The organism is Paeniglutamicibacter sp. NPDC091659, assembly GCF_044756805.1.
GTDB lineage: Bacteria > Actinomycetota > Actinomycetes > Actinomycetales > Micrococcaceae > Paeniglutamicibacter.
In genome coordinates this window covers 90,145-115,087 of record NZ_JBIVTO010000004.1, presented here as the reverse complement: position 1 = coordinate 115,087, position 24,943 = coordinate 90,145, and the positions used below count along the sequence as shown (strand labels likewise).

Here is a 24,943-nt window from a genome sequence, read left to right as displayed (position 1 = left end):
GTGAACGGCGGGGAAAGCCAAAGACACATCCGGTGCCACCGGAAATCGGCGGGACCGGATGCGCCTTCACGCGCCATGCTGCTGCGCGGCGCTACTTCTTCTTGGGTTTTGCGCCCCGCCACTCGCGGGTGGGCGCCGAACGCACGATCGAGACCGGCGCGGTGGGCAGCGACTTCGGCGTGCCCAGCTGGGAACCGGACCAGACCCCGTAGGTGACGCCGGAGACCGCCACGGCGATGCCGCCGGAGTAGACCTCCTTGGCCTCGTTGACCACGGTATTGATGTCGGTCCAGACCGGGACGTGGGTCAGCAGCAGGCGCTCGACCCCCGCCTCCGTCGCGGCCTGGCCGGCGCGCCGACCGGTCAGGTGCACGCCCTTGATGGCATCGTCACGGCCCTCCTGGAAGGCGGCCTCGCAGAGGAACATGTCAGCGCCCCGGGCGGCCTCGATGAGGCCCGGGCAGGAATCCGTGTCACCCGAGTACGTGAGCACGGAGGTGCGCATGGTCCCGTCGGCCATCGGTTCGGTGGCCTCGACGCGCAGCGCGTAGGACTCCTCGATGGGGTGCAGCACCGGGTACGGGGTGATGGAGAACGGGCCGATCTTCACCGGTTCGTGCGCCTTCCAGTTCTGGAAGTCGTAGTCAGGGTGCATGCCCTCCTCCAGCGGCAGTCCGTAGGCGGTGGCCATGCGGTCCGCGGTCGCCGCGGGCCCGTGCACCAGCATGCGCTCGCGCCCCCAGCCGGCCGGATCCCAGCGGATGGCCACGTGCATGCCGCACAGGTCCATGCAGTGGTCCGGGTGCAGGTGCGAGATGAAGATCGCGTCCAGGTCCTTGATGTCCGTGTAGCGCTGGAGCACGCCAAGCGCCCCGGAGCCCAGGTCCAGCAGGATCTTCCACTGGCGTTCACCGTCGAACGCACTGACAAGATAACAGGAGGCGGGCGATCCCGGACCGGGGAATGACCCGGTACAGCCTATGATCGTCAGCTTCATGACACACTCGCTTTCGAAAGGGCGACCATTGCCGGAGTGATCATGGCAATGGAGCCGGTCGGATAGTGGGCGGCGACGTGGTCGACCTGTTCAACCGCCAAAACCTCGGGGCCCAGGAAACGCCGGGCCAAGACCTCAAAACTTGCTGCGTTCCCGGTGGCCAGGAACTGGTGCGTGGGCGCGTCGGCCTCGTCGCGGGCCAGGTCGTGGCGCATCAGTGCGCGGTAGACGTCCTTGGCCGTTTCTTCGGCGCTGGAGACCAGGGTGACGTCCTCGCCCATGACGTAGGAGATCACGCCGGTGAGCAGCGGATAGTGGGTGCAGCCGAGCACCAGGGTGTCCACGCCGGCGGCCTTCAGCGGGGCCAGGTATTCCTCGGCGGTTTCCATGAGTTCGGCGCCGGTGGTGATGCCGTTCTCGACGAACTCGACGAAGCGCGGGCAGGCCACGGAGGTGACCGACAGGTGCGGGGCCGCGGCGAAGGCGTCCTCGTAGGCGCGCGATCCGACGGTGGCCAGGGTGCCGATGACGCCGATCTTGCCGTTGCGGGTGGCTGAGACGGCGCGGCGCACCGCGGGTTGGATGACCTCGACCACGGGGATGCCGTAGCGGGCGGTGTAGCGTTCGCGGGCGTCGCGCAGGACGGCGGCGGAGGCGGAGTTGCACGCGATGACCAGGAGCTTGACCCCGGCGTCGACCAGTTCGTCCATCACGCCGAGCGCGTTGGCGCGGACCTCTGCGATGGGAAGCGGGCCGTAGGGCGAGTTCGCGGTGTCCCCCACGTACATGGTGGATTCGCCGGGAAGCTGGTCGATGATGGCACGCGAAACGGTCAGGCCGCCGACCCCGGAATCAAAGATGCCGAGCGGGGCGTTGGCCCGGGGCTTGTCGAGCGGAAATGTTTCGCTGGTGGACGTACTTGTCATGGTTTACGAAAGACTACTAGGTGGGCGCGCCCAACAACTAGCAAGCGCGCCACACTGTAGCCCAGCTCACAATGATTTAAGCATGGCCTGCATGAGGGATTCCTGCAGCCAGGTGACGAAATTGTAGACCAGGGCGAGGTACTCGTCGACGGTGTCGGCCTTGGACCAGTCGTCCTGGGCGTGGATGCGCTCGGCGTCTTCCTCGGATTCCAGGCCCAGCCGCTCGGCCAGCACCAGGCGCACGTCGTTGATGGCCGCGGCAAAGCGCGGGGCCGTCTCGTCGCTGAGCAGCACCGTGGAGGACTCCATGAGCAGCGCGGCCTCTCGCAGGGCGCCGATCTTGCGTTCCCTGATGCCGCGTTCGCTCAGGCGCCGGAATTCCAGGGCCGCGATCGGGTCGTTCGGGTCCGCGTCGGGAAGCAGTCGCTTGGTGGCCGGGTCCGTGGGGGCCGCGAAGTGGTCCTTGTGGGCGTTGGGGTCAAGACCGACCATCGCCCACAACGGGTCCTCGTCCGCCTCGCGTTCGGGTTCCAGCAGCTGGATGACGTCTTCAAAGAGTCCGCGCAGCAGCTTGCGCTCGGCACTCTCCAGGGATGCGGAGTACCCACGCATGGTGTTCTTGAACGCTCGTGCCATGGTTATGCGGCGTCCGCCTTGGAGAGCGTCGCCCACAGGCCGAAGCCGTGCATGGCCGCGACATCGGCTTCGATCTTCTCGCGGGTGCCGGTGGACACCACGCTGCGGCCCTGCTGGTGCACCTGCATCATCAGCTCGTCGGCCTTGGCCTCGGAGTAGCCGAAGTAGGAGCGGAAGACGTAGCTGACGTAGCTCATCAGATTGACCGGATCGTTCCAGACAATCAAGACGTAGGGTTGGTCGGCTTGCAGCGCTTGGGCCTGCTCTACGTGCTCAAGCACATCGGGCATCGCAGTCATGAATGGCATGCTCCCATTCTACGACCGGACTCGGTCCGTGCGAACCGCCGTGCGCGGCGCCGGCCCGTCTCCGCGACGCCCAACCGGCGCTGCGTGCGCCCCGGCCGCCGAGGGGCGGAAAGCGGTCCGGCGGGTCTAGAGTATCTACTAAGACACCGGCGGCGCGGCATGCTCCTGACCAGCTCACATGCGGCCGACCACCGGCAACACGAGCCCGTGGGGCGCGCCCGGCGCGGCCCCGCCACTTCCCCATTGCGAGGAGCCAACCGCATGTGGCAGCAGCCAACCTCCCTGTTCACCGACCACTATGAGCTCACCATGCTGCAGGCCTCCCTGCACTCCGGCGCGGCCCACCGGCCCAGCGTGTTCGAGGCCTTCGCCCGCCGCCTGCCCGAGGGCCGTCGCTACGGCGTGGTTGCGGGAACGGGACGCATCCTGGAGGGGCTCAAGGAGTTCCGCTTCGGCGAGGAACAACTGTCCTTCCTGCGCGACACCCACGTGGTGGACGAGACGACCCTCGACTACCTGCGCAATTTCTCCTTCAGCGGAAACATCTACGGCTACGCCGAGGGGGAAATCTACTTCCCCAACTCGCCCGTGCTGATCGTCGAATCGACCTTCGCCGAGGCCTGCGTGCTGGAGACCTTCATCCTCTCGGCGCTGAACCACGACTCGGCGATCGCCTCCGCCGCCTCGCGCATGATCGCTTCCTCCGGCACCCGCCCGTGCATCGAAATGGGCTCGCGGCGCACCCACGAGGAATCGGCGGTTGCCGCGGCACGCGCAGCGATCATCGCCGGGTTCGATTCGACCTCCAACCTCGAGGCCGGCCACCGCTACGGGCTGAAGACCGTCGGCACCGCAGCCCACTCCTTCACGCTGCTCCACGATTCCGAGCGCGCCGCCTTCAAGGCCCAGGTCGCGTCCATGGGCGCGGGCACCACGCTGCTGGTCGACACCTACGACGTGGAGAACGGCGTGCGGACCGCTGTCGAGGTCGCCGGCCCGGAGCTCGGCGCCGTGCGACTGGACTCGGGCGATCTGGTGGAACAGGCCCGCTGGGTCCGCGACCTGCTCGATGACCTCGGCAACGAGAACACCCGCATCCTGGTCACCTCCGACCTGGACGAGTACGCGATCGCCGCGTTGGGCTCCGCCCCCGTCGACGCCTACGGCGTGGGCACCTCGCTGGTCACCGGCTCCGGGCACCCGACCGCCTCGATGGTCTACAAGCTGGTGGCCCGCCACAACGACGCGGGCGAATTCGTCTCGGTCGCCAAGGCCGCGAAGAACAAGGCCTCCGTGGGCGGGCGCAAGTTCGCGCTGCGCCGGCTCAACGAGCGCGGGCGCGCCACCGAGGAACTGGTCGGCGTGGGCGAACTGCCCGAAGCCGACGCCAACGACCGCGTGCTGCTCCGGCAGTTCGTCGTCAACGGCGAGATCCAGGACGGCTGGATGGGCGCCGAGGGCGTGCGCCGGGCAACCCAGCGCCACAAGGACTCCATCCTGGAGATGCCCGGCAGCTCGCGCCGCCTGCAGCGCGGCGAGCCGGTCATCCCGACCGTTTACATCGACTGACCCGGGCCAGTGCCCTCCGGCAGCGTTGTGCGCACACCGAAAGGAAAGCAACCATGAGCAACGAACCACTTAACCAGACCGACTCCCCCGCGGCGCACCACCCAGAGCCGCGTGCACTGGTCATCGTGGATGTGCAGAACGACTTCTGCGAGGGCGGTTCCCTCGCGGTGGCCGGCGGCTCCCTGCTGGCAACCGCCATCGCGGAGGACCTGCTGGCGCGGCGCGCGAGCTATTCCGCGGTTGTTGCCACGCAGGACTGGCACATGGATCCGGGAAGCCACTTCTCCGACACACCGGACTTCGTGGATTCCTGGCCCGTGCACTGCGTCGCCGGCACCGACGGCGCTGCCCTCCACCCGAATCTGGCACCGGCCGTGCACCTGATCGATGCGGCGTTCCTCAAGGGGCGCTACAACGCGGCCTACTCGGGCTTCGAGGGGCGCATGGCCCTCGCCGGCGCCGGGGTCGAGGACGAGTCCGGCCCGCTGCTGGGCGACTGGCTGCGCGAACGAGGCATCGCCGCCGTGGACGTGGTGGGCATCGCCACCGACCACTGCGTGCGCGCCACGGCCCTTGATGCCAGGGCGCAGGGCTTCAGCACCACGGTGATTTCCCCGCTGACCGCCGCGGTGGATCCGGCCAACAATGCAGCCGTCTTCGAGGAACTGCGCGCCGCGGGCGTCACCGTGTTGACCCTGGGCTGACGACGGCGCCCGCGCCGCGGTCAGTTTCGGTTCAACCCGAACTGCCGGGTGAGAAATGCACGCTTGTAGTGCGCCTCGGCGGCATCGATCTCTGCCGTCGAGGCGCCGGGGCTGAACACCCTCAGGATGCTGAACTGGAAGTGCTTTCGGTGTGACATGTCCAAGGCGTCCAACTCAAGCAACGCGACGTTGCCGCCGTGGCCGGTCTTCGCATAGGAGCCCCAACGTCCCAGTAGACGCTCCGCCCCATCGGCCTTCCCCACGTACAGCTGCCCTGTGCTTGTGTCTGCAATCAGGTAAATGCCTTGGACAGACTTGAGCACTTCTCGCCAGGCGCCGTAGCGTGAGTCCTCAATGACGGCTTGCAACTCGCTGAACGAGAGCAGCAGGTTGTCGAAGCCAGGGAAACCCTCGGCCTGGGCGTCTGCGATTTCGGTGACCTGTAAGCCGATTCCTGATTCACCACGTTTCGCCCAATTGATGGCTCCCGTGCCCCAGTCGATAACCAGTCGGTCGCGGAATGCGGCGAGGCAATCCGACGGCGTGAGGTTGTAGAAACGCCGGGTTTCGGTTCGCTCGGCATCCGATTCGCCGTGATTCTCGTAGGCGCCGATGAACCTGCAGCGGGTGCCGCCGGCCGCTATGAAGTTCAGCCAGATGCACGGCGGGTCCTTGGGGAACTTGTAGACAACGGAGCTCTGCTCGCGGGCGTACGCCATGACCCGCTCCGGTGTGAGGTCCTCTGGCCCGGTCAAGCCATCCTTCTTGTAGGTGTGCCGGAGGAGCAGCACTTGGGACGGGTCGACTCCGGATGATTCCAGGATGCTGCCGAACGTGAGGTGCCCTTCAAAGGACGTAGTTGGTTTTGCCTGGCTGGTGGCTGTTCCCACGAACTGGATCCCGTCTGTAGTTCTCAATGTGTTCCCGCTGAAGATCGGCCCCGATATTCAGGACACCCGCAGATGCTGTGCGCTGCTGCTTGCCGACATCGAATACACAACGTTCGACGTCGGCGATGCTCTTGCCGTCGATCAAAAACGAATGGTCCGCACCAAACGGAATGGTCTTCCGTTCGGTGCGGACCCTTGTTGCATGCACTGCTATTTTTTGCCGATGAACCAGCCCTGCAGCTTGTTCAGGCGCGTCTGCAGCTGCTCGGCGTTGGCCTGGGCCACGGCCGGACCGCCGCAGACCTCGCGTAGCTTGGTGTGGATGACCCCGTGCGGGGTTCCGGTGCGCGCGCTCCAGGCCGACACGTTCTTAGAGAGCTGGGAACGCATGTCCATGAGCGCGCGGTGGTCGATGACCGGTGCCGCCGCTGCCTCCTCGTGGCTCTTGCGCACCTTGCGCCGGGTGACCTGTTCGGCCTGGCGCTGGCGCAGCAGCACGCCCACCTGGTCGGCGTCCAGCAGCCCGGGGATGCCCAGGAAGTCCTGTTCCTCCTCGGAGCCCACGGCACCGCCGGTTCCGAACTCGCCGCCGTCGAAGAGCACGCGGTCGAAGGACGCGTTGGAATGCAGCGCCTCGAACTTCTGCTTGTTCAGCTCGTCGCTGGCCTTTTCCTCGCGGTTGGCCTCGGCAACCAGGGCATCCTCGGGGTTGTAGTCCGGGTCCTCGACATGCTTTTCCGGCCTGTCCAGCGCGTGGTCGCGCTCGGCTTCCATCTCGTTGGCCAGGGCCATGAGGATCGGCACCGAGGGCAGGAACACGCTGGCGACCTCGCCGCGCTTCCGGCTTCGCACGTAGCGGCCGATCGCCTGGGCGAAGAAGAGCGGGGTGGAGGTGGACGTCGCATACACGCCCACGCACAGGCGCGGCACGTCGACTCCCTCGGACACCATGCGCACGGCAACCATCCAGCGGCTGTCGCCGGCGGAGAACTCGTCGATCTTCTTCGAGGCGCCGGCATCGTCGGAAAGGATCGTGGTGACCTTTTCGCCGGTGATCTTCTCCAGCTGCGCCGAGTAGGCGCGGGCGTCCTCGTGGTCGGTGGCGATGACCAGGCCGCCGGCGTCGGGCACGGTGCGGCGGACCTGGGTCAGCCGCTTGTCCGCGGCCTCGAGCACCGAGGGGATCCAGTCGCCGGCCGGGTCCAGCGCGGTGCGCCAGGCGTGCGCGGTGATGTCCTTGGTGAAGCCCTCGCCGAGCTGGGCTTCCATTTCCTCGCCGGCACTGGTCTTCCAGCGCATCGATCCGGAGTAGGCCATGAACAGCACCGGGCGGACCACGTGGTCCTTCAGGGCGTTGCCGTAGCCGTAGGTGTAGTCGGCCTTGGAACGGCGGATGCCGTCGTTGCCCTCGACGTAGTCGACGAAGGGGATCGCCGCGGTGTCGGAGCGGAACGGGGTTCCGGTCAGCGCCAGGCGGCGGGTGGCGGGCTCGAAGGCCTCGCGGATGCCGTCGCCCCAGGAAAGCGCGTCGCCGCCGTGGTGGATCTCGTCCAGGATCACCAGGGTGCGTGCGGCCTCGGTCTTGGCGCGGTGCAGCAGCGGCTTGGAGGCCACCTGGGCATAGGTGAGCACCACGCCGATGTAGCCGTCGCCGTGGCGGCCGTCCGCGTTCTTGAAGTTGGGGTCGATCGACAGGCCCACGCGGCCCGCGGCATCCGCCCACTGCTTCTTGAGGTGGTCGGTGGGTGCCACGACGATGATGCGGTTGACGGTCTTGGCGTCGACCAGCACCTTGGCCAGGCGCAGCGCGAAGGTCGTCTTGCCTGCACCGGGCGTTGCCACAGCCAGGAAGTCCTTCGGCTCGGCGGTGAAGTACTTGCTAAGAGCCTCCGCCTGCCAGGCACGCAGCTTGGGGCCGGTGCCCCAGGCAGCTCGTTCGGGATAAGCCGGAGGAAGACGATCCTCCATGGGCAGTTTGTCTCCAAGGGAGAACAACGTATCTGTCATGCACACACCCTCCGTGGCGCTCGGGAACCATCGCCCGCGCAAAAGCGCACGGGTTGGCCAGGGACTTGATTGGTGTGGGGTGTTACTTCTTGCCCTTGTCTCCGCCGCCGGAGAGGGACTCGTAGATTTCCTTGCATTCCGGGCAGACCGGGAACTTGTTCGGGTCGCGGCCCGGAACCCAGACCTTGCCGCACAGGGCAATCACCGGGTCGCCGGAGAAGGCCGACTCCATGATCTTTTCCTTGCGCACATAGTGGGCAAAGCGCTCGTGGTCGCCGGCCTCCACTTCCTGGGCAACTTCGGTGCGCTCGATGGTCGTGGCACCGCCGCCGGAAGTTGTACGCGGGTCGTCTTTGAACGGATCTAGGGGCATGCTCATGTCCACCAGTCTAACAACCCGGAAACCGAAACAGGTCGAAATCCGGTGGTGCGGTAAGTCGCACCACCGGATGCCTACTTGTTGACCATGACCGCCTGCATCAGTTCCGGCATGCGGCTTTCCAGCCAGCGGCCGCCCAGCCTGATGCCGAGAATGAGCAGCACCACGCCGAGGACGATCCCGACCGGCAGCGCCAGCCAGCCGTAGATCGCCTGCCCGGTGACGAGCTGCGCGACGGTGAGGCCCAAGGCCGGAACCAGGAGGACGAACATGATGCCGAAGGTGCACAGCTGCACCACGGCCATGCGCGCCCCGGCGCCCGGCGGCGTCTTGAAGGGGCTGTCCCCCGGCAGCGGAACCGCGTAGGTGAATCGGGCCGAGGAGACCGAGGCTACGCCGAATCCGGAGAGCAGCGCCCCCACGGACAGCCCGATCATGGCGGGCAGCAGTTCCGGGCGCCCCAGGAAGAGCGGGGGCAGGATCGCGGCCAGCAGCGTCACGGGCAGCGCGAACATGCCGCAGGCGATCACCCGCCCGGCACGGTCGGCCACGCCGCTGACGCCCGTGAGCACGTGCAGGGAGAACGCCGTCGAGTCGTAGGAGACGTCGGCGGAGATCGAGAACGCCAGCAGGATGGCCAGGAACGGGCCGAGCCCCAGCATGAGAGATCCGGATCCCGAGTTCGAGGACGCGAACCAGAGGACCACCGGCAGCAGCGGGACGATCACGATGCTCGCCGCGTAGCGCGGGTCCTTGAGCCAGTAGGTCAGCGCGCGGGCCGCGACGGCGCCGGTCGGCGTGGCCGGGAAGAAGTTGAAGAGCCCCATTCCCACGGCCTTGGTGCTGGCGGACGGGGCGATCGGCGTCTCCATGGCCTTGTGCAGCGAGCGCTCCCATGCCCATACCACCACGCCGAGGTAGGCCAGCCCGAGCACGAAGCGCAGCAGGCCCAGCAGCGGCGCGCCGGCGGCCAGGTCGCCCGGGACGGCGGCAAAGACGCCCAGCGGAGTCCAGGCCAGCACGTCGGCGAGACGCGGCAGCCAGCCGAGCGCCGATTCGAATCCGCCGGACACGGTGCCGATGATCGGGCCCAGCAGGATCAGCGGGACGATCGCGATGATGCCTGCCACGTCCCGGAAGCGCCGCGAGCCGGTCAGCCGGGTCATCGAGGTGGTGGTCAGCCGGGCCAGCGCCAGGCACATGAGTGCCGCCAGCACTCCGCAGACCACCGCGGCCGCCAGCGCCGCCGCGTCGAAGCGCCAGGCCAGGAACTGCGAGCCCAGGAGCAGCAGGGTGAGCAGGCCGGGGATGCCGATGAAGCCGGAGAGCAGCAGGCCGGCGGCGAGCTTGGGCCGGGAGATCGTGAAGGTCGTGAAGCGCGCAGGGTCAAGGGTCAGGTCCACCCCGAAGGCCACCAGCGGGATGAGCGCCCAGCCCAGCGTGATCGCCGAAACTGCCAGCACCAGGTACAGGAGGATGTCGGCCGTGTCCAGGGTGGCCACGTAGACCAGGGCGGCCACGAGCGCGATGATCAGGCCCAGGCCGTAGAGACCGCCAATGATGACGCCGACCAGCTGCCAAGGGCTGCGCCTGAAGGAATTGCGCAGCAGCAGGAGCTTGAGGCCTAGGAGGTGTGCAACCACGAGAGTCCCTCATTCGATCCGCGCCCGCCGACCAGGTCGACAAAGCGGTCTTCCAGGGACATTCCGTCGCGGACCTCGTCCACGGATCCCGCGGCCAGCAGGTTGCCGTTGGCGATCACCGCGACGTGGCTGCACATGCGCTGGACCAGGTCCATCACGTGGGAGGAGACGATGACGGTGCCGCCGTGCGCCACGTAGTCGGACAGGATGTCGCGGATGTTCGCCGCCGAGACCGGGTCGACGGCCTCGAACGGCTCGTCGAGCACCAGCACTCGCGGGGAATGGATCAGCGCCGTGGCCAGAGCGATCTTCTTGGTCATGCCGGCGGAGTAGTCGACGACCAGCTTGCTTCCCGCGTCGGCCAGGTCAAGCACGCGCAGCAGGTCGTCGGTGCGCGTATCGACCGTGGCCCGGTCCATGCCGCGCAGCAGCCCCGAGTAGGTGACGAGCTGGCGGCCCGAGAGCCTGTCGAAGAGGCGCACGCCGTCGGCGAGCACGCCCAGGGACGCCTTGGCCTTTGCGGGTTCGGCCCAGACGTCGATCCCGTGGATCCACACCTGCCCGGCGTCGGGGCGCATGAGCCCGGTGGCCATGGACAGGGCGGTGGTCTTGCCGGCGCCGTTGGGCCCCACCAGGCCAAAGAACGACCCTGTGGGCACATCCAGGGAAATGCCGTTCACGGCGACCTTCTCGCCAAATCGCTTGCCCAGCGAACGAATCGACAGGGCCGCTGTGCCGGGATCCAGGTAAGAGTTGCTCATGGCTAAAAAGTACCAGTGTGACGTGTCCCGAGGAGTCATCCCAACGGACTAATCCGGACGTCAGCCCGAAGGTTGACAACTAAGGGCATGCCGGAGGGGGCTAATCCATTTGCATTAGGTTAGCCATGCCTAATAAATTATGGGGCGATGACAACACAAACTGACCTAGCCGCGGCCCCCTTGGCCGCCGTCTCCTTCGCCGCCGGTTTGGCGCGCTTCGGGGACCGGACCGCGATCCACCACGACCACGGGTCGCTGAGCTACGCCGAGCTTGCCGCCCGGGTGGAGTCGACCGCGCGGTCCCTGGGACCGGTTCGACGGCTAGTGGCGCTCGAGGCCGAGAACTCCCTGCCGTCGCTGGTGGCCTATCTGGCAGCGCTCTCCGCCGGACACCCGCTGCTGGTCCTCCCCGCGGGCGGGGGCGACGCCTCGGCCGCACTGGTCGAGGCCTACGACCCGGACGTCGTCATCACCTCGGCCGGGCAGGCATCCCTGGTGCAGGAGCGGCGCGAGGGCACCGGCCACCGGCTGCACCCCGAACTGGCGCTGCTGCTCAGCACCTCGGGCTCCACCGGCTCCCCCAAGTTGGTCCGGCTCTCCGCCGCCGGGATCCAGGCCAACGCGCGGGCCATTGCCGACTACCTCGACCTGCGCCCCGGCGACACGGCTGCCACGACGCTGCCACTGTCCTATTGCTACGGCATGTCGGTGGTCAACAGCCACCTGGCCATGGGCGCGGCGATCGCGCTGACCAACTTGTCCGTGGTCGACCCGTGTTTCTGGGATCTCATGCATTCCCGGAAGGTGACGTCCTTCGCCGCCGTCCCCTACACCTTCGACCTGCTGGAACGGGTCGGGTTCGCCGACATGGAGCTGCCGTCCCTGCGCCACATCACCCAGGCGGGCGGTCGTCTGGCCCCGGAGAAGGTGCGCTCCTACGCTCAACTGGGCCAGAGCCGCGGTTGGGACCTGTTTGTCATGTACGGGCAGACCGAGGCCACCGCGCGCATGGCCTACCTTCCGCCGGACCTCGCGGAGGCCAACCCCGCGTCCATCGGCGTGCCCATCCCGGGCGGCGAATTCCACCTTGAACCGGTTCCCGGGATGGACGCCTCCGAGCTGGTCTACACCGGGCCCAACGTCATGCTCGGATACGCCGAGTCCCCCGAGGACCTTGCCGCCGGGCGCACCGTGGAAAGGCTGCACACCGGGGACCTGGCCCGACGGACCCCCGAGGGCCTGTATGAAATCACCGGCAGGCGCAGCCGCTTCGTGAAGATCGTCGGCCTGCGCGTGGACCTGGGACAGGTGGAGCGGAAGCTCACCGCACTGGGCGTTGCCGCGGCCGTCGCCGGCACCGACGACGGCATCGTTGCGGCCGTCGAGGGCGAACACGACCTTCCGATGATCACCGGGATCCTGGCCCGGGAGCTCGGGCTGCCGCGCGGGGCCGTCGCCCTGCACCCGGTGGAGGAACTCCCCCGGCTGGCCAACGGCAAGCCCGACTACCCCGCGGTGCTGGCCCTGGGCGGCACGCCCTCCGCCGCGGGGCCTCGCTGCCCCGGCGGCGCGACCCCATCCACCGATCCTTCGCGGAAGGCAGCCCCGCAACGGGACACCGTCCGGTTGGCGATCGCCGACGCCCTGGAGCGCGGGGACATCGACGGCACCGACACGTTCGTGTCCCTGGGCGGCGATTCGCTGTCCTACGTCGCGGCCTCCGTCCGGCTCGAGCAGCTGATGGGCGCCCTGCCGCCGGGGTGGCACCTGATGCCGGTGGCGGAGCTGGAGGCCCTGGCCGCGGCGCCGCGGCGGGAGGAAACGGGCGGCAAGGCCCTGCGCGCGTTGCGCTCCCTGGTGCCGCCGATGGACACCGGGATCGTGCTGCGCGCAGTGGCGATCGTCTTCATCATTTCCTCGCACATCGGCCTGTTCAAGTGGCAGGGCACGGCCCATGTGCTCATGGGACTGGCCGGCTACAACTTTGCGCGCTTCATGCTGGCCGGCACGCGGCGGGAGCGGCTGCGCCGGCAGCTGCGCGCCGTGGCGCGGGTCGTGGTGCCCACCGTGGCGGTCATCGCGTTCGCCTTGACGGTGAACGACAAGTACAACTGGACAAATGTGCTCCTGCTCAACTCGCTGCTGGGAACACCGAAGTTCGGCACCAACGAACATTTCTGGTTCGTGGAGGCACTTGTCTACATCCTGCTGGGGCTTGCCGCGCTGCTGGCCATCCCGGCCGCCGACCGGCTCCTGCGCAGGTGGCCCTGGGCGTTCCCGATGGCGCTGGTGGGGCTCGACCTGCTGCTGCGCTTCGACGTGGTTGTCCTCCGGATGCCCTGGCAGGGACCGATGCTGTGGCTCTTCGCCCTGGGTTGGGCCGCCGCGGCTTCCCGCACCGCGTGGCAGCGCGCGGCCGTCTCCGCGGTGACGCTGCTTTCCGTTCCCGGGCTGTTCGACAACGACCTGCGCAACAACACGATCATGGTGGGCATGCTGATGCTCATCTGGATCGGGACCATCTCCGTGCCGCGTTTCCTGCACCGGGCCGTCGCGGTGCTGGCAGGGGCCTCGCTGTACATCTACGTCACCCACTGGCTGGTCTTCCCGCTGTTCGACAAGCAGTACGCGGCACTGGCCGTTGCGGTCTCGCTGGTGGTCGGCATCGCCTACGGCGCGCTCGCCACCCGAGCCATGAACCTGGCCGAACGACTCCTCGCAAACCGGCGGCCCGCGCGCGCCACCGACGCCGTCGTGAAGGAACAACCATGATCGGTTCCCTGGCGCAGGCGCCTGCCCGCGAGCAACCCGCGCTTCCCGCCGGGGAAGCGACCAGCCGAGAGTCCGCACCTCCCCGCGAGCCCGCACCTTCCCCCGGATCCACGGCATCACGGACAGGTCGGGCCAGGGGCGTGTTGCTGGCCCTCCTTTGCACGGCGGGCTGGTCGGCCTCCGTGCTCATCGGCCACAACCTGGACACCGCCCAGGAGGTGCACCGCATCGGGCTCGCCGTGCACATCCTGGCACTGGTCGTCGCGTTCGGCACCATCCTGGTGATCGACTGGATCGGCCTGCTCTGGCTGCTGGGCAAGCGCGAGATCCACGAGCCCGGCCGGCTCGAGTCGGCGGCCAAGCCGCTGATCTGGGGCGGGCTGGCCATGCTGCTGGCCTCCGGCGCGTTCATCAACCCGGACCTCGGCAGCATCCCCACGCGGGTGAAGCTGGTCTGCGTGCTGGTGATCCTGCTCAACGGCCTGGCCATCGCCCCGCTCATGCACCGGCTGCTGGCCATGCCCGGCACCACCAGGTTCGGCGAGGTCGCCCGCGGCCTGCGCGCCCGGCTGGTGCTCGCCCTCAGCGTGTCCCAGGCCTGCTGGTGGACCGCGGTGCTCATCGGACTGCTCAACAGCACGCTGCGGCGCTGGTCCGGAAGCTGAGAACCCCGGGAAGCCAAGAAGACGAAAAAAGGGGGAGCCCGGTCAATCTGACCGGCCTCCCCCTTCCCGTGCCGCGGCGGAATCGACCGCCGGTTCTTGCTAGAAGAGCACGCGCGCAAGCTTCTGGCGCGATGCCACGACGCGCTCGTCGTGGACGCCCACGATCGAGTACAGCTCGACCAGGCGTGCCCGGGCGGCCTCGCGCTCGTCGCCGAAGTTGCGTCCGATGAAGTTCACCAGCCGGCCAAATGCGTCCTCGACGTGTCCGCCGACGACGTCCATGTCGGCAACGGCCAGCTGGGCCTCGAGGTCGTCGGGGTTAGCGGCGCCCGCGGCGCGGACGGCGGCCAGGTCCTGGTCCTGGGCGCGCATGAGCAGGCGCACCTGGTTCAGGCCGATTGCGGCGTCGGTGTCGTTGGGCTTGTCGTTCAGGGCGTGCTTGTAAGCGATCTCGGCGGCCTGGAAATCCCCGGCCTCGATGGCCTCAAGGGCAGCCTGGTGCAGCGGCGGCAGCGGCGCCTCGGCGGCCGCCGTCCCGGTGCTGAAGGGTGCAACCGTACCGGCGACGCCGTGCTGGATTCCCAGGGACAGCAATTCGTCGAGCAGCGACTGGATCTGCGAGACCTCGGCACTGCCCTGGAACATCGGGACGGGCTGGCCGTTGATCAGCGCGATGACCGAGGGAATTTGGGTGACCTGGAATGCCTGGGCGATCGTCGATTCGGTTTCGGCGTCGACGGTGGCCATGACGACGGAGCCGTTCTTGGCGTTGACCACCGAGGCCAGCAACCCGTCGAGCTGCACCGAGGCCGGAGAGCGCGGGCTGCCGAGGGATACGATCACCGGAACCTGCTGGGAGAGGGCAACGATCTCGGGGAAGAGCGCCTGGTCGATCGTGCGCACCCAGCTGGGGGCATTGTTCTCCGGAGCATCGATCTGCTCCGGGTGAACCTTTTTCAGGGCCGCCAGATCAATGGCGCCGCGTGAGGATGGTGCAGTGGGTTCAGGCATGCTGGAGGTCATGCTTCTACTTTAGGCCGCAGCACGCCCGCTGGGAAAACCTGCGACCACAAGAAAGGCGAAGTGGACCGAAATTTTCATTCGATCCACTTCGCCTTGGCCTGGCCGGCCCCGAACGGGCCCGCAGTGGCTACTTCAGCAGGTTGGCACGCCTGGTGACGACCTCGGCAGCGACGACGCTGACCTTGTCCTTGGAATCCGCGGCCGGGATGAACAGCAGCACCGGCTCGCCGTAGGTGATGGAAATGCCCTTCTTGGTTTCCTTCGCCCCGGTGATCTTGGCGGTTGTCGCATCCAATCCGATGGTTCCGCCCGTTTCCTTGGGCTTGGCAGTGGTCTCGGACGTGATGTGGCCGGAGACCAGGACGCCTCCGCCGGGAACCGCCAGGACGGTGGTCTGCTTGTCGTTGACTGTTCGCTTGAACGTGATGTTCGCGTTCTTGTTGGCCTTCACCAGCTCGTTCTGGCCCTTGGCGTTGAGCGTCAGGAAGGCGCTCTTGGAGAACTCGTCGGCATACTTGGATTTCTCGTCATCCATGACACTTGCCAGGCGGGTCAACGCGTCCTTCGGGGTCATGGTCAGGCCCTCGGCATCGCCGGTTGCCATCTTCACCGCGGTGTCACCCACGGCGATACCCGGGAAGGTCGAGCCCGGAAGCATCGGTGTTGCGAATACGAGCTTGTAGTCCTCGCGCGGTGCGGTCTGCGTCAGGGTCATCGCCATCGGGATCGTCGACGCCTCGGAGTCCTTGGCCGTGACAACCATGATGGAACGCGGGAAGGTGGCGGCATTCTGGGTCGGCACCGCCGCGGACCGAATGACCGAGGTGTTGACGGCCGGAACGGCGTCGACCTTCACGCCGTCTTTGCGCAGCCCGTAGTTTTCGGTGCGCAGGATCTTCAGGGCACCCGCGGTGCGCTCTTCGAGGTCCTTGGCATCCTTGGACTTGTCGGCGGTCGCAACTGACTTCGAGATGGCTTCAAGGATCCGCTCAAGCTGGCCTTGCATCACGACGGGGTACACCTGCTCCTCCTTCTTCACACCCTCTTTGGGGCTCGGAGCGGCACTGGCCAACGCCGGGGTCGAGGGCAACACAATCATGGCGAGGACGCCGAGGGTTGCCACAACCTTCTGCGTGGTCGAGGACCCATTGGTGTCCTTGGGTTCCTGGACCCGCGGAAGGGTTCCCGTTACAGCTTCAGCTTCCGCTTCGCGGGCTGCCGCACGGCGCCCACCGCCGGTTCCGCCACGCGGCTTGGGGCGGAAAACGGCACCGGCCAGGCCGCCGGCAAGCAGGAGCGCGCCGATGATGATCAGCGGCATCGACAACGGGGTCGCCGTGTCGCCGGGCCAGGTGACGGTGATGTCGGTCGGCGCAGCGGCCTTGCCGTCTGCAGCCACCAGCAGCGTCCAGGAACCGTCATCGGGGTTCGTCCAGTGGTACGTCATGGACTTGTCGGCCATTTGGGTGGCCTCGAAGATGTCGCCACCGACGGGGTTCGGCACGTTGTCCTCACCCGTGACGGCGTTCGCCTCGAGCACCTTGTTGCTGACGTCGATGCCCGTGATGTTGGTGTGTGCAGCCTTGCCCACCCATGCCTCGGCGTCGGAACTACGCACCATGGATGCGCTGAATTTGCCTTCGCCGTTGATGGTGATCACCGCCGGCTGCCCGGAAACAGTGCCTACGCCTGACTGGATCAGAGTCACCGGGGCTGCAGCGGGAGGCTGGGAGAAGGAAGCGGTCAGCGTCTCGGGCGGAGCCCAGATGGTTCGCTGACCGATGCCCACTACCAGGGCTACCAGCCCAAGAATGATCGCGATCGCTGAAAAAATCTTTCGCACAATTACACCTAACGGAACGGGGGTCGAGAATCGGCCTCAGTGCGCCAACCGAAAAAATTCGAACTGGTGGCACACCCTAAGTCTAACGAGTGGGCACTCCCTAGTGTTCCAAGATGTAACCAGAACCACCAGAGTCTTCGGCACCCGATCAATCCTTTTCCATGCCCCTGCATGCCGACACCCGTCGCCTCCGGCCCAACGCAAAAGGTATTAGGCTCGGGCTGTGACTACTCATGATGCGGACGAACCCAAGGGACCGGAAGTGCCCGCCAACGGCCCAATCGACCCCGGCACCCATTCACCGGAGATTCCCGGGAAACTCACGGGCAGGCAGCCGCAGGCAGGCGACCACGAAGTTGACGGGGCCGCGGCGGCGGCTCCGTTGTGGCGCCGCGTGATCGGCAGAGCGCAACACACCTTGGATTCGCGCATCAAGCCACCCGAGAACTTCGGGTTCCCGCCGGCTCCCGGCCACGACGACCCGGGAACCGCGCCGGAAACCGTCAACGGTTACCGGGCACACCCGGTGGCCTTCGGATTCCTCTTCACGGTCGGCGTCGGTCTCGCGTTGCTCGGATTCTTCCTGCTCACCAACGTGGGTTCGCTGGTCATCTGGATTGCCATAGCCCTGTTCATCGCCCTGGGGCTCGACCCGGTGGTGCGGTTCTTCGTCGGCAGGGGGCTATCACGCACGGCCGGCGTACTGATCACCATGGCCTTGCTCCTGGGCGTTGCCGGAGGATTCATCGGCATCATCATCCCGACCATCGTCACCCAGACGGCGCAGTTCATCGAACGTGCCCCGAGCATCGTCGACGAATTCCTGAAGTCGGAATTCTTCGTTTCACTGGACCAGCAGTACCACGTCTCCGACCGCCTCAGCCAGGAAATCGGCAAGTTCTTCTCCGACACCGGCGCCGTGGGCGGGATCTTCGGCGGCGTCCTGGGTGTCGGCAGCGTCGTTGCCCAGGGCCTGTTCGGTGTCTTCATCGTGTTGGTGCTGGCGATCTACTTCCTCGCCTCGCTTCCGTCGCTCATGGCCTTCGGCTACAGGCTTGCGCCGCGCTCCAAGCGGGCAAACATCGAGAAGCTTGGCAGCACCATCACCCGATCGGTCGGCAACTACGTCATGGGGCAGGCCTTTGTCGCAGTAGTGAACGCCACCGTCGCACTGATCCTGATGAGCATACTCCAGGTCCCGTTCGCCGCGCTGCTCACCCTGCTGGTCGCCATCCTGGCGTTCATCCCGCTGATCGGCGCCGCGATCGCCGGCATCCTGGTGTCGCTGATCTCGCTGACCCTGGGTTGGCAGAGCGCCGTCGTCTATGCGATTTGCTACTTCGGATACCTGCAGGTCGAGGCCTACTTCGTCTCCCCGAAGGTCATGCAGAAAGCAGTGTCGGTCCCCGGCGCCGTGGCCGTCATCTCGGTGATCGCCGGCGGCACCCTCATGGGCGTGGCGGGGGCGCTCATGGCCATTCCCACCGCCGCCGCCGCCATGCTCATCCTGCGCGAGGTCTTCATCGCCCGGCAGGATCACCGCTAGCCACGCGGTTCCCCGACGGCTAGTACTTGTAGGAACGCGAATCCCAGCACTTGGAATGCCAGTGCCTGCGGGCCGCGGCCGAGGCGTCGTCACCGGACCAGTGGTCCGCGCGCCATGCCACGACGTGCTCGATGCCCGGCTTGATGAACTGGTCACAGCCGGGGCACTTGTAGGTCTTGGCGGCACCGGTGGCAGAAATCTTGCGCACGTGCCATTGGCCGTCCGGAGCGTCCTGCAGGCGCTGCACGCCGTAGCGCGCCTTCTCCAGCCACGGCTCGTCGCTTCCGAGCTCCGGACGGGTCCATTTATTGGACCGTCCCCCACGCGGTGCGGGGGCGGTTGAACGTCGGGGGCGATTCGAGCGGGCCATATCTCAATTCTGCCCCAAGTCCCGGTGGTGCCTGTGCCGCTGCACACTCTTGGCCACTGCCGATGCCCGAAACCCGGTAGAGTGCACGGTGTGCGTTTAGTGATTGCCAAGTGTTCAGTTGATTATGAGGGCCGTTTGCGTGCCCACCTCCCCCTGGCGACCCGCCTGTTATTGGTCAAGGCCGACGGCTCGGTCCTGGTCCATTCAGACGGCGGCAGCTACAAGCCGCTGAACTGGATGAGCCCGCCCGCCGTCATGCGGATCGTGGAACCGGACGAGGAGCAGGCCGCCGAGGGCGACGTCGAGCTCTGGCACGTCGCCCACCAGAAGTCCGATGACCGTCTGGTGGTGCACATCAAGGAAATCATCCACGACACCGAGCACAACCTCGGCACCGACCCCGGCCTGATCAAGGACGGCGTCGAATCCGACCTGCAGCGACTGCTGGCCGACCAGATCGAGACCGTCGGCGCAGGATTCACCCTGATCCGCCGCGAATACATGACGGCCATCGGCCCGGTGGACATCCTGGCCCGCGATGCAGGGGGCTCCACCGTCGCCATCGAGCTCAAGCGCGTGGGTGACATCGACGGCGTCGAGCAGTTGACCCGCTACCTGGAACTGCTCAACCGCGACCCGCTGCTCAAGCCGGTGCGCGGGGTGTTTGCCGCGCAGAAGATCAAGCCGCAGGCCCGCACGCTGGCCACCGACCGTGGCATCGATTGCCTCGTGCTTGACTACGATGCCATGCGCGGAGTCGACGACAGCGCCGCACGGCTCTTCTAGGATTCCACCAACCCAAAGGGTTGCCGGTTCAGTTCTCCACTGAACCGGCAACCCTTTGTCGTACGTGCCGGCCGCGCGCCGCCCGATTGGCACGCGGCCGATTGCGGACGTCAATCCGTAGTCAGATGCGCACCGCGACCTAGAATGGGGTCATGACTCCATCAGCCTCCCCGGCCCGCTACGCACTCACCGGACGCATCCTCTCGCACGGAACCGAAATCACCGACGGCATCGTTGCGGTCGACGGCAACCGCATCGCCTTCGCAGGGAACGCAACGGAGTTTGCCTTCCTCGAGGATGCCGCCAGCTTTAACCTGCGGACCACCCCGGAGGGAACCATCATCACCCCGGGCCTCATCGACCTCCACTGCCACGGCGCCGTGGGCGGGGACTTCCCCTCAGGCGATGCGCAGGCCATCGGCAAGGCCATCGACTTCCTGCACCGCGCGGGGACCACCACCCTGCTGGCCTCCCTGGTGACCGCGGACCGCGGCGACATGCTTGCATCCGCCCGGGTGCTGGCCGAGTTCGCTGAGCGCGGCGACATCGCCGGCATCCACGCCGAAGGCCCGTACCTTTCGGACGTCCGCTGCGGTGCGCAGGACCCGTCATTCCTGTCCGATCCGGAACCCGATTTCGTTGACGCGTTGATCGAAGCCTCGGCCGGACAATTGCGCACCATGACCTATGCCCCCGAACGCCGGGGCTCGGACGCACTGCTCGAGCAGCTGGTGTCCCAGGGCGTCGTCCCTTCACTGGGTCACACCGACGCCGATGCCACCGCTGTGACCAGCTCCCTGGAACTGGCCCGCGAGGAACTCGGTAGCGCCGGAGTGGACGGCTTCACCGAACGCCCCACCGTGACCCACCTGTTCAACGGCATGCCGTCGCTGCACCACCGCTCCCCCGGCCCCGTTGCCGCCTGCCTGGAACTCGCGGCAGCCAACAAGATCATCGTCGAGCTCATCGCCGACGGCGTGCACCTCGACCCGGTGACGGTTCGCACGGTCTTCAACCTGGTCGGCGCCGACTCCATCGCCCTGGTCACCGACTCCATGGCGGCCGCGGGCCTGGCCGACGGGAACTACACCCTGGGCCCGGCACAGGTGACCGTCGCAAACGGAGAGGCACGCCTGACCTCCAACGGTTCGCTGGCCGGCGGCACGGCCACCATGCTCGATGTCCTTCGCTCGGCGGTTGCAGGCGGCGTCCCGCTTTCCGAGGCCCTGGTCTCCGCCACCAAGGTCCCGGCAGAGGTGCTTGGGCTGATCGACGAGGCCGGACAACTCCACCAGGGGTTCGCCGCCGACCTGCTTTTGCTGGATGAGAACCTAAACCTGTTGCAGGTCATCCGCAACGGTGAATCAATTTATGAAGTTTCTGTTTAGCACCGATGCGAAAGGTGTTGACCCAGATCACATCGCCATGTGATGCTGGACTCAGTCTTTGTGTTGGTTAGTCATACCCGCCAAAGCTAGGTTGCGGGTGTGAAGCGGCTGATGCGGTTTAGTCCATGTCAGTGTTCTTCTCACTTCTGTACCAATCACGGCCGGCGCACGGTGCGCCGGTCGGCTTTTCGCACTAAATGAGGAGAAATACATGGCTCAGGGAACCGTGAAGTGGTTTAACGCCGAAAAGGGATTCGGCTTTATCACTCCGGATGGCGCCGAGGCTGACGTTTTCGTTCACTACTCGGAGATCCAGACCAATGGCTTCCGCACGCTGGAAGAAAACCAGCGCGTTGAATTCGAAGTTGGCCAGGGCGCCAAGGGTCCTCAGGCAACCGGCGTTGTCGGTCTCTAGGACTTCAGAAACTCTTTGAACCCCCGGGCCGTCGCAACACACCGGCGTTTCATACGCCGGCAAAGGTTGCAATCGCGGCCCGGCCCGAAGAAAAGTTAAAGCAGTGGGGCGGGATGATGAACATCATCCCGCCCCACTGCTTTAATGCGTTTAGTCTTGCCGCCAGGTGCCGACGCCCGCAACGGGGCCGGCCTCCAGCCAGGCCGAGAGACCGTTATAGGTCCCGTAGTCCATGGCAATCAATATTTCTCGGCCTTCATAGGTCACCATCACGATGACGCTACCAGGCTGTACCAGGTGCTTTTCTTCTTCCGCGGGCTTTCGCCATCCATTGAGTTCAATGGAACTACGCAAAAACTTGTGCACCGCAATCGGGGAGACGGAAAAGAGCTTGAGAAACTCAAGCTCTCCGGCTCCATAACGAGCGACAACCATCATCCACTTCCCGGGGGCCGTGGAGATCGATGCGTCGAATGTGCCAAGAGTGCGCCGTAACTGAATACGGCGCACTCCCATGGCGCCCAAGAACATCACCACCAGCAGCAAGGCTGCCAGAACGATGAGTACAGGAATGCCGAGTTCGTTCAAGGCAGGACTATCGAGTTCCCGCCGGGGCAGATTCGGCCATGACGGCGTTATCGGCAACGATCACAACGCGGTTGGCATCAACGGAGAAGAACCCGCCGTCAACCTGGACCGTGAAGCGGGGACCGGAAACCGGTACGATTTCCAGATCTCCGGCAGCCAGCACGGCCAGCATCGGCGCGTGGTCGGGAAGGATCCCGATCTCGCCTTCGCTGGAACGTCCCTTGACCAGTTTTGCCGCGCCGGACCACACGAAGTGGTCGGCAGCAACAATTTCGACTTGGAGTTCGGCCATGATTACTTGGTCGATTCCTGGATCTTGGCCCACTGGCGCTCGACATCGTCCATGCCGCCAATGTTGAAGAATGCCTGCTCTGCGATGTGGTCGACATCGCCGTTGCAGATCGCGTTGAAGCCTTCGATGGTGTCCTTGATGGCAACCGTCGAGCCCTCGACACCGGTGAACTGCTTTGCAGTGTAGGTGTTCTGGGACAGGAACTGCTGGATGCGACGTGCGCGCGAAACAACAATCTTGTCTTCTTCGGACAGTTCGTCGACACCGAGGATGGCGATGATGTCCTGCAGTTCCTTGTTCTTCTGAAGGATCTGCTTGACGCGCACGGCGGTGTTGTAGTGGTCGTGACCGACGTACTGCGGGTCAAGGATTCGCGACGTGGAGGTCAGCGGATCGATGGCCGGGTACAGACCACGGGAAGCGATTTCACGGGAAAGTTCCGTGGTCGCGTCCAAGTGGGCGAAGGTCGCTGCCGGAGCCGGGTCGGTGTAGTCATCTGCAGGCACGTAAACGGCCTGCATCGACGTGATCGAGTGGCCCTTGGTCGAGGTGATGCGCTCCTGAAGGAGACCCATCTCGTCGGCCAGGTTCGGCTGGTAACCCACGGCCGAAGGCATGCGGCCCAGAAGGGTCGACACCTCGGAACCGGCCTGGGTGAAGCGGAAGATGTTGTCAATGAAGAGCAGAACGTCCTGGTTCTGGACATCGCGGAAGTATTCCGCCATGGTCAGTGCGGACAGTGCCACGCGAAGACGCGTTCCTGGCGGCTCATCCATCTGGCCGAACACCAAGGCGGTGTCCTTCAGAACGTTGGCTTCTTCCATTTCGACCCAGAGGTCGTTACCTTCACGGGTGCGCTCGCCAACACCGGCGAATACCGAAGTACCACCGAAGTTACGTGCAACACGGGTGATCATTTCCTGGATCAACACGGTCTTGCCAACGCCTGCGCCGCCGAACAGACCGATCTTGCCGCCCTTGATGTAAGGGGTCAAAAGGTCGATCGACTTGATGCCGGTCTCCAGCATTTCGGTCGAGCCTTCGAGGCTCGCGAATGCCGGTGGCTTGCGGTGGATCGGCCAGCGCTCGGAAACCTGGATTTCCGAAGCCGGAACGTCGAGGGGTTCGCCCAGAACGTTGAAGATGTGACCCTTGACGCCGTCGCCTACTGGCACGGAGATCGGGGCACCCGAGTCGAGCACCGAGGTACCGCGGACAAGTCCGTCGGTGGCCTGCAGGGCGATCGCACGAACCATTGAGTCACCGAGGTGCTGGCTGGTTTCGAAGGTGATGGTCTTGGTCTCGCCGTTGAGGGTGATCTCAGCGGAAAGAGCGTTGTAAATGGCAGGCAGGGAGTCGGCGGGGAATTCGACGTCGACAACCGGGCCGATAACGCGTGCGATACGGCCGGTTGCACCGGTCGTGGCAGCGGTACCCTGCTCGTTAAGTTGGGCAGTCATCTCTCTCTCACTTCATTTGTGTAGATGGCGTGGATGTAAGTGTTTGGGAAGATCTCGGTTAGCCGTTCAGCGCGTCAGCGCCGGCAACGATTTCGGAGAGTTCCTGGGTAACCTCGGCCTGGCGGGCGTTGTTACGAAGACGCGTGTACTTCTTGATCAGTTCCTTGGCGTTGTCACCGGCGGTCTTCATGGCACGCTGGCGTGCGGCAAGCTCGGAAGCTGCTGCCTGCAACATTGCATTGAAGATGCGCGACTCGATGTAACGCGGAAGCAGTGCGTCAAGCACCTGCTCCGGTTCCGGCTCGTATTCGTAGAGCGGCAGCAGCTCGTCGGCAGGAGTCTCGGACTCCTCCTCGACAACCTCAAGCGGCAGCAAACGAATGACCGTCGGTTCCTGAACGACCATGGACTTGAACTGGGTGAATACAACGTGGATTTCGTCCACGCCGCCCACTTCAAATTCGTCGGCGAAGTCCTTGAGCAGGACCTCGCGCAGTTCGCGTGCGGTTTCAAACTCCGGGGCGTCGGTTCCACCGGTCCACACCTTCGCGTAATCGCGTCCGCGGAAGTCAAAGTACGCCTGCGCCTTGCGGCCGACCAAGTAGGTCTTGACGTCCTTGCCTTCTTCATGGAGCAATTCAACGAGGTGCTCTGCCTGCTTCAAGACGCTGGCGGAGTAGGACCCGGCGAGTCCGCGGTCCGAGGTCATAACCAAGACTGCCGCGCGACGGATTGATTCCGGCTCGGTGGTCAGTGGGTGATCGATCTCGGACTGTGACGCGACGGCAGTAACAGCACGGGTAATCGCATTGGCGTAAGGCAGCGAAGCCGAGACACGCGCGCGTGCCTTGCCAATACGGGAAGTAGCGATCAGTTCCATCGCCTTGAAGATCTTGCCCATCGACGTCGTCGATGCAATCTTCTGGCGGTAGACCCGGATCTGGGCTCCCATGTTTGTCCTTTCCTTATCCCTTT

Annotated in this window: 24 protein-coding genes; 8 read left to right on the top strand and 16 right to left on the bottom strand. The window is 65.8% G+C overall.

Translation table 11 applies throughout. The features are described from left to right. Positions 1-91: 91 nt before the first annotated feature. The 4 genes from ACIQLF_RS09570 to clpS all read right to left on the bottom strand — a co-directional run bounded on the left by ACIQLF_RS09570 (position 92) and on the right by clpS (position 2,858). The gene (locus tag ACIQLF_RS09570) at positions 92-997 is read right to left on the bottom strand and encodes an MBL fold metallo-hydrolase (protein ID WP_400297310.1); all 906 of its coding nucleotides are present in this window, start codon (positions 995-997) and stop codon (positions 92-94) included. After that, positions 994-1,923, bottom strand: a complete 930-nt coding sequence (gene murI / locus ACIQLF_RS09565; RefSeq protein WP_400297307.1) for a glutamate racemase — start codon at positions 1,921-1,923, stop codon at positions 994-996. The genes ACIQLF_RS09570 and murI overlap by 4 nt, the downstream gene beginning before the upstream one ends. A 66-nt stretch (positions 1,924-1,989) precedes the next feature. Continuing rightward, positions 1,990-2,559: a DUF2017 domain-containing protein gene (locus ACIQLF_RS09560; protein WP_400297305.1), complete on the bottom strand. Its 570-nt coding sequence runs from the start codon at positions 2,557-2,559 to the stop codon at positions 1,990-1,992. A gap of 2 nt (positions 2,560-2,561) precedes the next feature. Further along, the gene (clpS, locus tag ACIQLF_RS09555; RefSeq protein ID WP_387532907.1) at positions 2,562-2,858 is read right to left on the bottom strand and encodes an ATP-dependent Clp protease adapter ClpS; all 297 of its coding nucleotides are present in this window, start codon (positions 2,856-2,858) and stop codon (positions 2,562-2,564) included. Positions 2,859-3,128: 270 nt separating this feature from the next. Here clpS and ACIQLF_RS09550 point away from each other — a divergent pair, with 270 nt between their 5' ends. Further along, positions 3,129-4,436, top strand: a complete 1,308-nt coding sequence (locus tag ACIQLF_RS09550; RefSeq protein ID WP_400297303.1) for a nicotinate phosphoribosyltransferase — start codon at positions 3,129-3,131, stop codon at positions 4,434-4,436. 53 nt (positions 4,437-4,489) lie between these two features. Next, on the top strand, positions 4,490-5,140 hold the full coding sequence (locus ACIQLF_RS09545; RefSeq protein ID WP_400297300.1) for an isochorismatase family protein: 651 nt from the start codon (positions 4,490-4,492) through the stop codon (positions 5,138-5,140). Between the two features lie 20 nt (positions 5,141-5,160). Here ACIQLF_RS09545 and ACIQLF_RS09540 read toward each other — a convergent pair whose 3' ends face one another. The 5 genes from ACIQLF_RS09540 to ACIQLF_RS09520 form a co-directional block, all read right to left on the bottom strand. Continuing rightward, positions 5,161-6,057, bottom strand: coding sequence for a GIY-YIG nuclease family protein (locus tag ACIQLF_RS09540; RefSeq protein ID WP_400297297.1), 897 nt, complete (start codon positions 6,055-6,057; stop codon positions 5,161-5,163). A 183-nt stretch (positions 6,058-6,240) separates the two neighbouring features. Continuing rightward, positions 6,241-8,037: a DEAD/DEAH box helicase gene (locus tag ACIQLF_RS09535; protein WP_400297295.1), complete on the bottom strand. Its 1,797-nt coding sequence runs from the start codon at positions 8,035-8,037 to the stop codon at positions 6,241-6,243. Positions 8,038-8,119: 82 nt separating this feature from the next. Further along, on the bottom strand, positions 8,120-8,416 hold the full coding sequence (locus ACIQLF_RS09530) for a DUF3039 domain-containing protein (RefSeq protein WP_209996285.1): 297 nt from the start codon (positions 8,414-8,416) through the stop codon (positions 8,120-8,122). Positions 8,417-8,490: 74 nt separating this feature from the next. After that, the gene (locus ACIQLF_RS09525) at positions 8,491-10,059 is read right to left on the bottom strand and encodes a transporter (protein WP_400297292.1); all 1,569 of its coding nucleotides are present in this window, start codon (positions 10,057-10,059) and stop codon (positions 8,491-8,493) included. Then, the gene (locus ACIQLF_RS09520; protein ID WP_400297289.1) at positions 10,041-10,820 is read right to left on the bottom strand and encodes an ABC transporter ATP-binding protein; all 780 of its coding nucleotides are present in this window, start codon (positions 10,818-10,820) and stop codon (positions 10,041-10,043) included. Before ACIQLF_RS09520 ends, ACIQLF_RS09525 begins: the two co-directional genes overlap by 19 nt. A gap of 147 nt (positions 10,821-10,967) precedes the next feature. On the opposite strand from ACIQLF_RS09520, the gene ACIQLF_RS09515 reads away from it, so the two are divergent. Further along, positions 10,968-13,592: an AMP-binding protein gene (locus ACIQLF_RS09515; protein WP_400297287.1), complete on the top strand. Its 2,625-nt coding sequence runs from the start codon at positions 10,968-10,970 to the stop codon at positions 13,590-13,592. Beyond that, positions 13,589-14,257, top strand: a complete 669-nt coding sequence (locus ACIQLF_RS09510) for a hypothetical protein (RefSeq protein WP_400297284.1) — start codon at positions 13,589-13,591, stop codon at positions 14,255-14,257. Before ACIQLF_RS09515 ends, ACIQLF_RS09510 begins: the two co-directional genes overlap by 4 nt. A 99-nt stretch (positions 14,258-14,356) precedes the next feature. Here ACIQLF_RS09510 and ACIQLF_RS09505 read toward each other — a convergent pair whose 3' ends face one another. Beyond that, positions 14,357-15,280 (bottom strand): tetratricopeptide repeat protein, encoded by a 924-nt coding sequence (locus ACIQLF_RS09505; protein ID WP_400297281.1) that lies wholly within the window; start codon positions 15,278-15,280, stop codon positions 14,357-14,359. Between the two features lie 127 nt (positions 15,281-15,407). Then, a complete protein-coding gene (locus ACIQLF_RS09500) occupies positions 15,408-17,123 on the bottom strand; it encodes a hypothetical protein (RefSeq protein ID WP_400297278.1) in 1,716 nt (571 codons plus the stop codon). A 223-nt stretch (positions 17,124-17,346) separates the two neighbouring features. Between ACIQLF_RS09500 and ACIQLF_RS09495 the strand changes: the two genes are divergently transcribed. Continuing rightward, positions 17,347-18,669, top strand: coding sequence for an AI-2E family transporter (locus ACIQLF_RS09495; RefSeq protein ID WP_400297276.1), 1,323 nt, complete (start codon positions 17,347-17,349; stop codon positions 18,667-18,669). A gap of 19 nt (positions 18,670-18,688) precedes the next feature. Here ACIQLF_RS09495 and ACIQLF_RS09490 read toward each other — a convergent pair whose 3' ends face one another. Beyond that, the gene (locus tag ACIQLF_RS09490) at positions 18,689-19,039 is read right to left on the bottom strand and encodes a hypothetical protein (RefSeq protein ID WP_209996280.1); all 351 of its coding nucleotides are present in this window, start codon (positions 19,037-19,039) and stop codon (positions 18,689-18,691) included. 90 nt (positions 19,040-19,129) lie between these two features. Between ACIQLF_RS09490 and nucS the strand changes: the two genes are divergently transcribed. The 3 genes from nucS (at position 19,130) to ACIQLF_RS09475 (ending at position 21,628) form a co-directional block, all read left to right on the top strand. Next, on the top strand, positions 19,130-19,825 hold the full coding sequence (gene nucS, locus ACIQLF_RS09485) for an endonuclease NucS (protein ID WP_400297273.1): 696 nt from the start codon (positions 19,130-19,132) through the stop codon (positions 19,823-19,825). 152 nt (positions 19,826-19,977) lie between these two features. Continuing rightward, on the top strand, positions 19,978-21,213 hold the full coding sequence (locus ACIQLF_RS09480) for an N-acetylglucosamine-6-phosphate deacetylase (protein ID WP_400297270.1): 1,236 nt from the start codon (positions 19,978-19,980) through the stop codon (positions 21,211-21,213). A gap of 211 nt (positions 21,214-21,424) precedes the next feature. Beyond that, entirely contained in the window at positions 21,425-21,628 is a 204-nt protein-coding gene (locus ACIQLF_RS09475) for a cold-shock protein (protein ID WP_068735141.1), read from the top strand. 150 nt (positions 21,629-21,778) lie between these two features. Here the strand turns inward: ACIQLF_RS09475 and ACIQLF_RS09470 are convergent, their stop codons facing one another. The 4 genes from ACIQLF_RS09470 to ACIQLF_RS09455 are packed head-to-tail and all read right to left on the bottom strand — an operon-like array spanning position 21,779 to position 24,920. Further along, positions 21,779-22,216 carry a DUF2550 domain-containing protein gene (locus tag ACIQLF_RS09470; protein WP_209996276.1) on the bottom strand — a complete coding sequence of 146 codons (438 nt, stop codon included), beginning with the start codon at positions 22,214-22,216 and terminating at the stop codon, positions 21,779-21,781. Between the two features lie 7 nt (positions 22,217-22,223). Beyond that, the gene (locus ACIQLF_RS09465) at positions 22,224-22,508 is read right to left on the bottom strand and encodes a F0F1 ATP synthase subunit epsilon (protein WP_209996275.1); all 285 of its coding nucleotides are present in this window, start codon (positions 22,506-22,508) and stop codon (positions 22,224-22,226) included. 2 nt (positions 22,509-22,510) lie between these two features. Continuing rightward, on the bottom strand, positions 22,511-23,968 hold the full coding sequence (gene atpD / locus ACIQLF_RS09460) for a F0F1 ATP synthase subunit beta (RefSeq protein WP_400297265.1): 1,458 nt from the start codon (positions 23,966-23,968) through the stop codon (positions 22,511-22,513). 58 nt (positions 23,969-24,026) lie between these two features. After that, positions 24,027-24,920 carry a F0F1 ATP synthase subunit gamma gene (locus ACIQLF_RS09455; protein WP_400297262.1) on the bottom strand — a complete coding sequence of 298 codons (894 nt, stop codon included), beginning with the start codon at positions 24,918-24,920 and terminating at the stop codon, positions 24,027-24,029. Positions 24,921-24,943: the final 23 nt, after the last annotated feature.